Source organism: Lysinibacillus sp. FSL P2-0066 (genome assembly GCF_037969495.1).
GTDB lineage: Bacteria > Bacillota > Bacilli > Bacillales_A > Planococcaceae > Lysinibacillus > Lysinibacillus boronitolerans.
This window is the reverse complement of sequence record NZ_CP150202.1, coordinates 1,035,066-1,047,776: the sequence shown is the minus strand read 5'-3', so window position 1 is coordinate 1,047,776 and position 12,711 is coordinate 1,035,066. Positions and strand designations below refer to the sequence as shown.

Genomic DNA, 12,711 nt, shown 5'->3' with positions numbered 1-12,711 from the left:
ATTCAATCAAACTATATCATGTTCGGTTCTTATGTAGTCTCTTTAACTCGAAAACTATTTTCCTCTCTATCATCATTATCGGTTAAAAAATGTATTCCTAAAAGAAAAACTGCCACAAAAGAATGTGTGACAGTTTCAAATCCTTATAGTTGTTCAGTTGTTTCTTTTTCTAACTGCTCGTCCACAAAATCAAAGGTAAGTTTACCTAATTGTAATCCACGGATATCTCGAACAATTAGTTGGGCCACTTGATCATAATCTATTTCTCCACCAGGACCAAATACACGACGTAGCTTACCAATATGGTCAAAAGTATCCACTAACTCCTCATGGATAAACTCGAGACCGTAACGCTCCTCCATACGCTTTGGATAATGATTAGATAAGAATCGTAACCCATAGACAGCTAGGTCTTCCATATTTGTAATAGTATCCTTAATAGCTCCAGTTAAAGCTAATTTAAAGCCTACTTCTTGATCCTCAAACTTTGGCCATAAAATACCTGGTGTATCCAATAGTTCAAGCTCTTTACCTACTTTGATCCATTGTTGTGCTTTTGTCACACCTGGTGTATTGCCCGTTTTAGCGATATTTTTTTTCGCTAAGCGATTAATCAATGTGGATTTGCCCACGTTCGGAATGCCCACAATCATGGCACGAATAGCTCTAGGTTTCATTCCTCTTGCTTTCATGCGATCAAATTTTTCTTTTAAAATTTCTTGTGCCGCTTTCGTGACTTGCTGTAAGCCCTTGCCCTCAAGTGAGTTAATGGCTACTGCTTTATGACCACGCTTTGCAAAATACTCTACCCATTTCCGTGTTTCTTGTTCATCTGCCATATCCGCTTTATTTAAGATTAAAAGACGAGGTTTTTGGTTAATGACTTCGTCAATCATCGGATTACGTGAGGATAGCGGTAAACGTGCATCTATTAATTCAAATATAATATCGACAAGCTTTAATTTTTCAGTTACTTCACGTCGGGCTTTAGCCATATGCCCTGGAAACCATTGTATCGTCACAGCTATACCTCCTAAACTAAAAGAAAAGGGAGTAATTTTGCTCTCCCTTTCATGCATTACTTTACAATTTTTATGTCACTAAACGGCCAGAAAATCAGACTGGTATTACCAATAATTTCTTTCTGGTCAACAAGGCCAATATGTCGACTGTCTTTACTATATCGACGATTATCCCCCATAACAAAGATATACCCCTCAGGAATGGTATTGCTATCCAAGGAAACATCAATGTCATTTAAGGTGAAATCTTCTGTTAAGGTCCCCTCAGTAATTTGCGCTTTATAGGCATCTAAATAGGGTTCATCAATTGGCTCACCATTTATATACAATTGATCATCCTTATACTCTAGTGTATCTCCTGGCAATCCAATTACACGCTTTATGTAATTTTTTTGTTCAGGTGCATGAAATACAACAATGTCAAAGCGTTTTGGCTCCCCTATTTTATAACCAATTTTATTCACAATCATTCGATCGCCATCTTCAAGGGTTGGCATCATGGACTCTCCATCAACTGCAATGGGTGTAAATAAAAAATATCGAATAACTGCAGCAATCGCAAATGCAATTAATAGTGCTTTTGTCCATTCCCATAATTCATTTTTTTCTTTCACTTGTTTTTCCATTGAGAATTGCCCCCTTGTCTAACACCATTTTAGATGATAGTGAATAAAGATGACAAGCAAAAAGAAAAGAGGCTTGAACACAAGCCCCTCACTTTTAAGTCATAATTATCGAATTTCTTTAATACGAGCAGCTTTACCACGTAGGTTACGTAGGTAGTAAAGTTTAGCACGACGTACTTTACCGCGACGTACAACTTCTAAGTTAGCGATTTTTGGTGTGTGTACAGGGAATGTACGCTCAACACCTACACCGTAAGAAATTTTACGAACTGTGAAAGTTTCGCTAATTCCGCCACCACGACGTTTAATTACTACACCTTCGAAAATTTGGATACGTTCACGAGTACCCTCTACTACTTTCACGTGTACCTTAACAGTATCACCAGGACGGAAAGTTGGTAGATCAGAGCGAAGCTGAGATTTTGTAATTTCTGCAATAATGTTTGACATTGTTTTCTCTCCTTAGACAGATGCTCTTGCACGCAATCTATGCCACAGCGGAACACCGTAATTCAGTACTTCACATAGAAGTACAGATTAGATGTTATCATAAATAGGGTCGGCAATCAAGCATCTAGATGATTGTTTTTTAGTTTTTCTAGATACAATTTTTGCTTGTCTGTTAATGGATATTGCTCCAGTAAGTCTGGACGGCGCTCAAAAGTTCTTTTCAGTGACTGTTCCTCTCGCCATTGCTCGATTTTAGCATGATTCCCCGATAATAAAACATCAGGTACCTTCATGCCACGGAACTCAGCAGGTCGTGTATAATGTGGATGCTCAAGTAGACCCGTTGAAAAAGAATCCTGGATATGTGAATCCTCTTGCCCTAAGACACCAGGTAACAATCTAACTACACTATCAATAACAGTCATAGCCCCTAATTCCCCACCTGTTAAGACAAAATCGCCAATGGAAATTTCGTCTGTCACGAGGTGCTGACGTATACGCTCATCATAGCCTTCATAATGACCACATAAGAACACCAACTCTGTTTCCTGCGCTAGCTCTTCTGCTTTTTTCTGCGTAAAGCGTTCACCCTGAGGACACATTAATATGATACGTGGCTGTTTATCTGCCGTTATAGCCTCTACTGCACTAAACATCGGTTCAGGCTTTAATACCATACCTGCACCACCACCATATGGATAGTCGTCAACCTGATTATGCTTGTTCCCTGAAAATGTACGAATATCCGTTACCTCTAACTTTACAGCACCCTTTTCTTGTGCCTTCTTTAAAATAGATGCACCAAAAACGCCTGAAAACATATCCGGGAACAGGCTCAATACATGAATATTCATCATAATAAGCCTTCCATAACATGAATGACTATTTTTTTGTCCATAACATCAATATCTTTCACGATATCTTCTATATAAGGGATATAGTGTTCTTTCTTAGAGCCTTTTACTACCCAAACATCGTTTGCCCCTGTTTGCAGGATCTCTGTCACAACACCGATTGTTTCGCCCTCTTCAGAAATAACTGTGCAGCCTATTATTTCATGGAAAAAGAACTCATTTTCTTCAAGAAGATCATCAGTCATTTGATCTTTAGTCACTTTCAGCATGCCTTCTTTAAATGGCTCAACCAAGTTGATATTGTTCATGCCTTCAAAAGTTAATAAAATAATGTTTTTATGACGACGCATAGACTCAATCGTTACCCAGGTTGGCTTCTTATCGTCTTTTTTAAAGGCAGCAAGCTTATTTCCTACCGCAAAACGCTCTTCTTCAAAGTCTGTTGTCGATAATACACGTACCTCACCACGAATACCGTGCGTATTGACAATTCGACCTACATTAAACCATTCCATTCTACTTTCACCTCGTAAAAAACATGCTTATCTCCACAATGCATCTCGCTTATCCAAAAAAGGTTCCGTTCTTGCAAATGCGCTTTGGAAGAATGTTGTTTTAGCTAAGACTCATTTGTCTTGTTAAGAATAATATAAGCAATATCCTTTAGCTATACTCCTTATTCAAGCTTTAATTTCCACTTAAATAGAAGTCATAGCGATATGCTGATGTTAAAAAAAGATAAAAAAAGGAAGGAACCTACAAGCTCCCTCCTTTTTCGTCCAGATTTTACGCTTCATACTAAAAGGCCACTTCGAACTCCTAAGCGACATGTAAACACACCTATCAGGACTCACTAGTACTTGTTGCAAGAGCGTGAAAATCTTTTCTATTAATCCAATATATCGACGTAGGTCTTCTTTTGATGGTGACTACCTGCCGCTGAATAAACAATTGTACGAATCGCTTTTGCTACTCGCCCTTGCTTGCCTATGACTTTCCCTCTATCCTCTGGATGAACAAAAAGTTTATAAACAATTCGATTTGCATTTTCATCCGTCTCTATACGAACTTCTTCTGGATAATCGACTAACGGTAAAACGATTGCTTCAATCAGCTGCTTCAAAGACGTCGCCCCCGATTATTTACTGAATTTTTGGTTATGGAATTTTTCCATGATACCTTGTTCTGAGAACAGGTTACGTACTGTATCTGATGGTTTTGCACCGTCAGCTAACCATTTAAGAGCTTTCTCTTCATCAATGTTTACAGTAGCTGGTTGAGTTAGTGGGTTGTAAGTACCAACTGTTTCGATTTGACGACCGTCACGTGGTGAACGAGCGTCTGCAACTACGATACGATAGAAAGGAGATTTTTTAGCTCCCATACGTTTTAAGCGAATTTTAACTGCCATTTTAATAGCACCTCCGAATAAGTTTCACACAAGATAGTATATTATCAATGTTTAGGTTGTTTGTAAAGTGTTTTTTCTTAACACCTAAAAATTATTATTTAAACAATGAATCAAAGCCTGGTAATTTCATTTTTTTCTTCCCTTTACCACTTGCCATTCCAGTCATTTGCTTCATCATTTTTTTCATTTCATCGAATTGCTTAATGAGACGATTCACCTCTTGAATAGATGTCCCAGAGCCTTTCGCAATACGCTTTTTACGGCTACCATTCATAATTTCTGGGTTGGTCTTTTCAGCAGGCGTCATCGAGTAAATAATGGCCTCTACACGCCCCATTTGCTTATCATCAACTTTTACATTATCTAAGCCTTTGATTTTGTTAGCACCTGGTAGCATTTTTAAAATTTCATCAAGAGGGCCCATTTTCTTGACTTGCTGTAATTGCTCGACAAAATCATCAAAAGTGAATGTTTGAGATTTAAACTTTTCTTCTAATTCTTTTGCCTTAGCTTCATCTACATTTGCCTGAGCTTTCTCGATAAGTGACAGAACATCGCCCATACCTAATATACGAGATGCCATACGCTCTGGATGGAATGGTTCAAGCGCATCCATTTTTTCGCCCATCCCGACAAATTTAATTGGCTTTTGTGTCACAGATCGGATAGATAATGCAGCACCACCACGCGTATCACCGTCAAGTTTTGTTAAAACCACCCCAGTAATACCTATTGCTTCATTAAAGCTTTCTGCTACATTGACTGCATCTTGACCCGTCATGGCATCAACAACTAGGAAAACCTCATCTGGCTCTTTTAATGCACGAATATCCTTTAACTCTTGCATTAGGTCTTCATCAATATGAAGTCGACCAGCTGTATCGATAATTACCACATCATGATGCTCTTCCTTTGCCAATTCAATTGCCTGACGTGCAATTTCTACAGGAGATACCTCGGTACCTAACGCAAAAACAGGTAGTGATAACTGTTTTCCTAATGTCTGCAATTGTTGGACAGCTGCTGGACGATAAACGTCAGCGGCAACTAGTAATGGTTTACGATTATATTTTTTTCGTAGAACATTTGCCAATTTACCTGTAGTTGTCGTTTTACCCGCACCTTGTAGACCAACCATCATAATAACAGTGGGTGGCTTCGTATTAAACTTAATGGGACTTTGTTCGCCCCCCATTAATTCTGTTAGTTCATCTTGTACAATTTTAATAACTTGCTGACCTGGCGTTAGACTTTGCATAACATCAACACCGACAGCACGTTCACTTACCTTTTTTACGAATTCTTTGACTACTTTTAAGTTAACATCCGCCTCGATTAAAGCAAATCGGACTTCTCGCATCATTTCCTTAACGTCTTGCTCTGATACTTTCCCTTTGCCTTTAATCTTTTGGATCGTTCCTTGGAGTCGTTCCGCTAATCCTTCAAAAGCCATTGCTTTCGCCTCCTAATCCCATTCTTTCAGCTGTTCAATAAGTGCTAGCTGCTCTTCAGCTGTCATACTCTTTTCTGTAATCCCCATTGTTAGCTGTGACAGCATTTGGGTACGTTGTTGAAATTTTTCAAGTAAACATAATTTTTCTTCATATTCCTCAAGCATCGCTTCTGTACGACGAATATTATCATAAACAGCTTGGCGTGAAACACCATACGATTCAGCAATTTCTCCTAGAGAGTTATCATCTAAATAGTATAGCTCCATATAACTTCTTTGTTTATCAGTTAATAATGCTTGATAAAAGTCGAAGAGAAAGTTCATGCGTGTTGTTTTTTCAAGTAGCATCGAATGTTTCTCCTCCCGCTATTAGTCATTTGTATCATAACGAAAAGCGCCCGTCTGTGTCAAGGTAATCTCCTTGTCTAAAAGCTTAAATTGCTGCTTTCAGGCATTTCTTGCCTTTGGCTAGTATTACTCTTTTAAACAAGTCAATTCACCTATACACAGTCGAGCGTTTTTATCCTATACGTGTCAGCGTCATTTTATCCATTTTTGTTCAAAAACTGAAGCAAACTAAGCATCAAGCTTCCCCAAAAGAGATAAATGCCAAGCAAGATAAAATTATTTAGCTACAGTTAACTGTTACTCTTCATTATTTTCTAGTTCCTTATCCAAACCATCGGCAAAAAGTCCATAAACATATCGTTCTGCATCAAATGGCTGTAAATCATCCATTTTCTCACCAAGACCCACAAATTTTACAGGAATGTGTAACTTGTTTCGAATAGCAAGGACTATACCACCTTTAGCTGTACCATCAAGTTTTGTTAAAACAATCCCTGTTACATTCGTTGCTTCTTTAAATGTTTGTGCTTGAACAAGCGCATTTTGGCCAGTTGTTGCATCTAATGCTAATAATACTTCATGTGGAGCATTTGGAATTTCACGTGAAATCACACGATGAACTTTTTCAAGCTCATTCATTAGGTTCACTTTGTTCTGCAAGCGTCCAGCTGTATCACAAATCAACACATCTGCTTTTCTATTTTTTGCTGCACGAATCGCATCGTACATCACTGCTGCTGGGTCAGAGCCCTCTGATTGTTTAATAACCTCACAGCCGACACGATCTCCCCATACTTGTAATTGATCAATAGCACCAGCACGGAACGTATCACCCGCAGCTAATACAACTGATTTCCCTTGAGATTTTAAACGGTGCGCTAGCTTACCTATCGTCGTTGTTTTCCCAACACCATTTACGCCAACAAATAGAATAACAGTTAGTTCACCATCTGGCTGCATATTTAGCTCAATTAAATCTTCTTCACCTTGCTCATAAATTTCTACAAGCTTTTCAGAAATCACTGCTTGGATGCCATTTGTATCTTTAATATTTTTACGTTGCACTTCATAACGTAGTTTATCCATGAGTTCCATGACTGTTTCAAATCCAACATCAGCCTGTAATAGTAAGTCCTCTAATTCTTCAAAGAAATCTTCATCCACTTTACGATAACGTGCAACAAGGTCATTCACTTTTGAAGTAAAGGAATTACGTGTTTTTTCAAGGCCAGCCTTGAATTTTTGTGTTATTGACCACGCAGAAGGCTTTTTCTCTTCCAGTGGTTCGGCCTCTACTACTGCTAGCTCCTGAACATCCGGCTGTCCTTCTTCTATTTCAGCTGAGGGGTCTGCTTGCACTTCAATTTCTTTCACAATCGTCATTTCTGATGCTTCTTCACCTTGTTCAGGTACTTTTAGATCAGCAGGCTCAATGGCAGCAGGCTTGTTTAATTCCTCAAGCTCCGGCTCCGAATGGTCAGATTCCTGTTCTTTGTCAGCTGTGTCTAGTTTCTCTTCCTCTTCTGGATTACCCATTAATTTATCTTTTAAACGCTTAAAAAAACTCATGCTTGTTCGCTCCTTTGCTCCGCAAGTACGGGTTCATCTTCTAGTTTTACTGATACAAGTTTCGATACACCTGATTCTTGCATTGTTATACCATACAAGACATCAGCCCCCTCCATTGTACCTTTACGATGAGTAATCACAATGAATTGTGTGTCGAGACTAAACTTTTTCAAATATTGGCTATAACGCACAACATTCGCCTCATCTAAAGCCGCCTCTACCTCATCAAGAATACAAAATGGCACAGGTCGAATATTTAGAATGGAGAATAGTAAAGCAATCGCCGTAAGTGCACGCTCACCACCAGAAAGCAAACTTAAATTTTGCAATTTTTTCCCTGGAGGCTGTGCCACAATTTCAATACCTGTTTCCAATAAGTTTTGTGGGTCAATTAAAACCAAATCAGCTTGACCCCCGCCAAACAATTCACGGAAAACACGTTTAAATTGCTCTCTAATAGCATAAAACGTTTCACTAAAGCGCAACGTCATTTCTTCATCCATTTCTTTGATTGCTTCATGTAATGTTTCCTGTGCAGCAAGCAAGTCCTCTCGTTGTTCAGTTAAGAATGTATGACGTTCTAGCACTCTATCATATTCCTCAATCGCACCTAAATTAACGGGGCCTAGCTCTTCAATGGATCTTTTTAACAATTTAACACGTCTTCGCACAAACTCTTCATCTTCTATTGCCAGAGCTTCTTTTTCAGCCTCTTCGAATGTTAACTGATAATTTTCTTCGAGTTGTTCGATAAAATTATCCATTTCAAATTCTACACGATTACGTTTTAACTCATTGGCACGTATTGCTTCAAGATATCCTTTATGAATACGTTGCAGTTCCTTGAGTTGTTCTTCTAATGTAGAAAGTTCTTGTTGCTGTCCTAATTTCTGCTCTTTCTTTTCAGCAATAGTCTCTTGTAGGGCATCTCTTCTTGCTTTCCATGTCATAACCTGTTCCTCAACCTCTTCATCACTTAAGTGATTTGTCGATTCATCAGATTGAAGCCACACTATTTCCTGAGAAATATTTTTGACTTTTTGGTGCGCTTTGTTTAATTGTAGTGCTAGTTCAGCAGTCGTAATTTGAACTTGCGACAGTTGTTCCTGCATAACCGCTAACTGTGAACGTTTTTCAGCAAGCTGTTCTCGTAATACATCTTTCTCTGTCTCACCTTGTAACTTTACCTTACTTAATTGTTCGACAGTTTCATTGATTTCGACAAGGACTATAGCAAGAGTATTTAAACGCTCTTCTGCTGCTTGTTTTTGTATCAATAATGCTTCCTCACGAGTTTTTACATCCTTTGTTTCAGTTGAAGCAAAGGTTACTCTTGCCGATAAGCTTTTTTCAACGACCTCTAGCTCACGAATACGACTAGACTGTTGCATCTCATCTTTTCTTAATTGCTCTCCTTCAAGCTTTAGTTGCTCTACTTGATCTCGCAATTCCGCAAGCTTCTCTTTTTCGGCTGCAACAGCCTGTTCAGCACTATAAATAGAAGCTTGTAACGATTCTAGCTTAATGATTAAATCATCTAGCTCAGCTTTTCTTGTAAAGAGTGAGGATTGCTGTTTCAGTGCACCACCTGTTAAGGAACCCCCTGCATTAACAATATCTCCTTCAAGTGTGACAACTCGGTATCGGAAACCACATAATCGGGCAATTTGACTTGCGCCTTCTAAATTTGCTGCCACTATGACATTCCCTAATAGATTTTCAACAATTGTTCGATTGTCTTCATTAAAAGTGACGAGTGCATCTGCCATTTGAACAAAGGCAGGGTGTTCAGTTGCTAGCTGAATAGTGCCTGGATTAATTTTGCGTGATTTCATGACTGTTTTTGGTAAAAAAGTAGCACGTCCAGCACGTTTTTGTTTTAACCAATGAATGGCCTGCTGTGCGTGGCGTTCATTGGTTGTGACAATATGTTGAGAGGCTGCGCCTAACGCTGTTTCGATCGCTTGTGAATACTTTCCTTCAACTTGGATTAACTCTGCTACTGCACCTTCAATTCCTTGTAGTTCGCCTTTATCTCGCGCAAGTAAAACTTCTTTAACACCTTGGAAGAACCCAGAAAAATCAGCTTCAAGTTCAGCTAATGTATCTTTTCTAGCCTTTAGTTGTTGTTGATGCTGATAGGCTTTGTACAACATATCCTGCTTTTCTGTAAAGGATATGTTGACATTTTTCAACTGTATTTGTAATGTTTCATGTTGCTCTAGTTTTTTCTGCAAATCATTGGTTGTTAAGGAATGTTCAGCCACTAGCTTTTCTTTTTCAGCAATGATTTGCATAAGCTCTTGTCCAATTTCATCTGTTTGATTGGACATTTTTGCCGCCATTGCTTTTTGTTGCGCTAATTGCTGATCGATATTTTTCAATTCATTCTTGACTGTTGCCTCTTCATTTAATGAATCGATATATCGATTTTTATAGTCTTCTATTTCTTCCTCGATTTCTGTCACAGATCGATTTAATGATTGTTCTAACTGCTTGATGCTCTGCTTTAACACGGATACGGCTTGTTGCTTCTCGGAGAATACTTCTTTTTTCTCCTGTTCTTGAACCAGGAGTAATTCTACTTCCGCCTTAGCCTCTTGTAATGTCGTATTCAGCTGTAGTAGTTGATTCGATGCATTTTGGCGTTTTTCAGCCATCAATGCCTTACGACCATCCCAACGCTCTACCTCCATAGTGGCATTGACAAGCTCAGCCTGCGAAACATCCAAATAATCATCTAGATCTTTTAATAGCTTCCGTATATTGGCGGTCCGTTTCTCAATCATGGAAATATTTTGAGCTTGTTCTAGCTCTGTTGCAGAAAGCTTCGTAAATTCCTCTTTTAGCGCATGCAAAGATTGTGCACAATTTTTAAAATCATGCACAAGAATTGCAATATCAAAATCCTTTAGCTCAGAAGACATTTGTACATAATCTCTTGCACTAGATGCCTGCATTTCAAGCGGCTCTAATCGGTTGTCTAATTCATGGAGAATGTCTAATACGCGATACAAATTTTCATCTGTCTCAACAAGCTTATGCTCAGCTTTTTTCTTTCTTATTTTATACTTTAAAACGCCAGCTGCCTCTTCAAAAATAGAACGACGATCATCAGGTCGGCTATTTAAAATTTCATCGACACGGCCTTGAGAGATGATTGAAAATGCCTCTTTTCCAAGTCCTGAATCCATAAACAAGTCCGTAATATCCTTCAGGCGACACTGTTGGTTATTTAATAAATATTCACTATCACCTGAACGGTATACGCGTCTTGTTACACTGACTTCTGTATAAGAAAAAGCAAGTTGCTCGTCAGTATTATCTAAAATAAGTGTTACCTCTGCAAAGTTGAGTGGCTTACGAGAGTCACTCCCAGCGAAAATAACATCTTCCATCTTTGCTCCACGTAACGACTTTGCCGATTGCTCCCCAAGTACCCAACGAATCGCATCTGTGACATTACTTTTTCCACTGCCATTTGGTCCAACAACGGCTGTAACACCAGGTACAAAATCAATTCCAATGCGTTCCGCAAAAGATTTAAAGCCAATCACTTCTAGTCGTTTTAGGAACATCTATTAAGCCTCCTCTTTTGCAGCTTCTTCACGCATCATTCGCATTGCACATTGTGCAGCTTGCTGCTCGGCTTCTTTTTTTGATTTTCCACGACCAATACCAAGCTCTTGTCCATTTAATAATACGCTTGATACAAAGGTACGATTATGTGCAGGGCCTTTTTCATCGATAATCTCATAATGAAGAAGTCCATTATTCGTTTGCTGTACCATTTCTTGCAATTGACTTTTAAAATCCATCACATGCGAAAAAGCACCGACTTCTACTTTTGGGAACACGATTCGTTCTAAAAATGACACGACCGTTTGTAAATCTTGATCTAAATAAAGTGCACCTACAAATGACTCAAATACATCTGCAAGTAGCGCTGGACGTTCCCGACCACCTGTTAATTCCTCACCTTTTCCAAGCAATACAAAGCGTCCAAAGCCTAGCTCGTTAGCAAAAATCACTAGTGATGGCTCACATACAATGGAAGCTCTTAACTTTGTTAGCTCACCCTCGCTCATATTTGGGTATTTCTCAAAAAGATATTTAGAAACAGACAGTTCAAGTACTGCATCTCCTAAAAATTCAAGACGCTCATTATCCGTAAATAATTTACGGCGATGCTCATTCACATAAGATGAATGCGTGAATGCTTGATACAATAAATTTTTATTAATAAATGTGATATTTAATTCATGCTGTAACAGCTCAAATTGGTTGCGTACTTTTTCAGGAAGTACGCCAGATTTCTGCATAGTTCCTTTTCTTTTCATAGCCATTGAACAAATCTGCCTTCCTAATAGTTTCTACCGTTTTAGTGTACCTTTTTCAGGGCGTTTATGCAAAAGTATTTCGGCTTAAACACAATGTTTTGGAAATTTTTCCGGAAATTCCTCTTGATTCAGCATACATCTCCCATTAGAGAGAATTTTGAAGCCGACTTGTCATTAGATTTTTAACATAAAAAAGGGACGTGAATAGATCGAAAACCGATCCATTTCGTCCCCTTTAAATACATCTTCATTCATTGAATCTGCTCCTTCTAACAAGGAATGCAGAAAAAGTAATTTCTACTTTATTCAAGCTACCATAAAACCATTGTATGATTACGATGACCATTACACCATTAGAGGTGATCTATTTTCACTAAATAAAGTTTTAACGAAATTAGTTTAATTTACTTTCGATGTATGAGATTGCAGTACCTACTGTTGAGATTTTTTCAGCATCTTCATCAGAAATTTCCATATCGAATTCGTCTTCAAGCTCCATTACAAGCTCAACTACGTCTAATGAGTCAGCACCTAAATCATCACGGAAAGAAGCTTCAAGCGTTACTTCGCTTTCTTCCACACCTAAACGGTCCACGATTACTTTTGTTACGCGTTCTAATACTGTAGACAAATGATTC

General features: G+C 38.5%; 13 protein-coding genes. All 13 read right to left on the bottom strand.

Features of this window, described 5'->3' with window-relative positions; all coding sequences use genetic code 11:
- Window positions 1–143: 143 nt before the first annotated feature.
- The 13 genes from ylqF to acpP all read right to left on the bottom strand — a co-directional run bounded on the left by ylqF (window position 144) and on the right by acpP (window position 12,704).
- A complete protein-coding gene (gene ylqF / locus MKZ14_RS04940) occupies window positions 144–1,022 on the bottom strand; it encodes a ribosome biogenesis GTPase YlqF (protein WP_258859565.1) in 879 nt (292 codons plus the stop codon).
- 56 nt (window positions 1,023–1,078) lie between these two features.
- Entirely contained in the window at window positions 1,079–1,648 is a 570-nt protein-coding gene (lepB, locus tag MKZ14_RS04935) for a signal peptidase I (protein WP_036080510.1), read from the bottom strand.
- A 105-nt stretch (window positions 1,649–1,753) separates the two neighbouring features.
- A complete protein-coding gene (gene rplS / locus MKZ14_RS04930) occupies window positions 1,754–2,098 on the bottom strand; it encodes a 50S ribosomal protein L19 (protein ID WP_004269407.1) in 345 nt (114 codons plus the stop codon).
- Between the two features lie 116 nt (window positions 2,099–2,214).
- Window positions 2,215–2,952 (bottom strand): tRNA (guanosine(37)-N1)-methyltransferase TrmD, encoded by a 738-nt coding sequence (gene trmD / locus MKZ14_RS04925; protein WP_026023516.1) that lies wholly within the window; start codon window positions 2,950–2,952, stop codon window positions 2,215–2,217.
- Window positions 2,952–3,467: a ribosome maturation factor RimM gene (gene rimM / locus MKZ14_RS04920; RefSeq protein ID WP_333005790.1), complete on the bottom strand. Its 516-nt coding sequence runs from the start codon at window positions 3,465–3,467 to the stop codon at window positions 2,952–2,954. Before rimM ends, trmD begins: the two co-directional genes overlap by 1 nt.
- 374 nt (window positions 3,468–3,841) lie before the next feature.
- Window positions 3,842–4,075, bottom strand: a complete 234-nt coding sequence (locus MKZ14_RS04915; protein WP_004269410.1) for a KH domain-containing protein — start codon at window positions 4,073–4,075, stop codon at window positions 3,842–3,844.
- Between the two features lie 15 nt (window positions 4,076–4,090).
- Entirely contained in the window at window positions 4,091–4,363 is a 273-nt protein-coding gene (gene rpsP, locus MKZ14_RS04910; RefSeq protein WP_004269411.1) for a 30S ribosomal protein S16, read from the bottom strand.
- Window positions 4,364–4,457: 94 nt separating this feature from the next.
- A complete protein-coding gene (gene ffh, locus MKZ14_RS04905; RefSeq protein ID WP_205441925.1) occupies window positions 4,458–5,816 on the bottom strand; it encodes a signal recognition particle protein in 1,359 nt (452 codons plus the stop codon).
- A gap of 12 nt (window positions 5,817–5,828) precedes the next feature.
- Window positions 5,829–6,164, bottom strand: a complete 336-nt coding sequence (locus MKZ14_RS04900; protein ID WP_016994912.1) for a putative DNA-binding protein — start codon at window positions 6,162–6,164, stop codon at window positions 5,829–5,831.
- Window positions 6,165–6,461: 297 nt separating this feature from the next.
- The gene (ftsY, locus tag MKZ14_RS04895) at window positions 6,462–7,733 is read right to left on the bottom strand and encodes a signal recognition particle-docking protein FtsY (RefSeq protein WP_333005791.1); all 1,272 of its coding nucleotides are present in this window, start codon (window positions 7,731–7,733) and stop codon (window positions 6,462–6,464) included.
- Window positions 7,730–11,311 (bottom strand): chromosome segregation protein SMC, encoded by a 3,582-nt coding sequence (smc, locus tag MKZ14_RS04890; protein WP_333005792.1) that lies wholly within the window; start codon window positions 11,309–11,311, stop codon window positions 7,730–7,732. Before smc ends, ftsY begins: the two co-directional genes overlap by 4 nt.
- Window positions 11,312–11,314: 3 nt before the next feature.
- Complete coding sequence (gene rnc / locus MKZ14_RS04885) at window positions 11,315–12,079, bottom strand: ribonuclease III (RefSeq protein WP_012293239.1); 765 nt, start codon at window positions 12,077–12,079, stop codon at window positions 11,315–11,317.
- A 388-nt stretch (window positions 12,080–12,467) separates the two neighbouring features.
- The gene (gene acpP / locus MKZ14_RS04880; RefSeq protein WP_009371143.1) at window positions 12,468–12,704 is read right to left on the bottom strand and encodes an acyl carrier protein; all 237 of its coding nucleotides are present in this window, start codon (window positions 12,702–12,704) and stop codon (window positions 12,468–12,470) included.
- Between the last annotated feature and the right edge of the window lie 7 nt (window positions 12,705–12,711).

Coding starts and splice junctions, on each gene's coding strand:
- lepB (WP_036080510.1), bottom strand. CDS start 1,648: ATGGAAAAACAAGTGAAAGAAAAAAATGAATTATGGGAATGGACAAAA.
- rplS (WP_004269407.1), bottom strand. CDS start 2,098: ATGTCAAACATTATTGCAGAAATTACAAAATCTCAGCTTCGCTCTGAT.
- trmD (WP_026023516.1), bottom strand. CDS start 2,952: ATGAATATTCATGTATTGAGCCTGTTCCCGGATATGTTTTCAGGCGTT.
- rimM (WP_333005790.1), bottom strand. CDS start 3,467: ATGGAATGGTTTAATGTAGGTCGAATTGTCAATACGCACGGTATTCGT.
- rpsP (WP_004269411.1), bottom strand. CDS start 4,363: ATGGCAGTTAAAATTCGCTTAAAACGTATGGGAGCTAAAAAATCTCCT.
- ffh (WP_205441925.1), bottom strand. CDS start 5,816: ATGGCTTTTGAAGGATTAGCGGAACGACTCCAAGGAACGATCCAAAAG.
- MKZ14_RS04900 (WP_016994912.1), bottom strand. CDS start 6,164: ATGCTACTTGAAAAAACAACACGCATGAACTTTCTCTTCGACTTTTAT.
- ftsY (WP_333005791.1), bottom strand. CDS start 7,733: ATGAGTTTTTTTAAGCGTTTAAAAGATAAATTAATGGGTAATCCAGAA.
- smc (WP_333005792.1), bottom strand. CDS start 11,311: ATGTTCCTAAAACGACTAGAAGTGATTGGCTTTAAATCTTTTGCGGAA.
- rnc (WP_012293239.1), bottom strand. CDS start 12,079: ATGGCTATGAAAAGAAAAGGAACTATGCAGAAATCTGGCGTACTTCCT.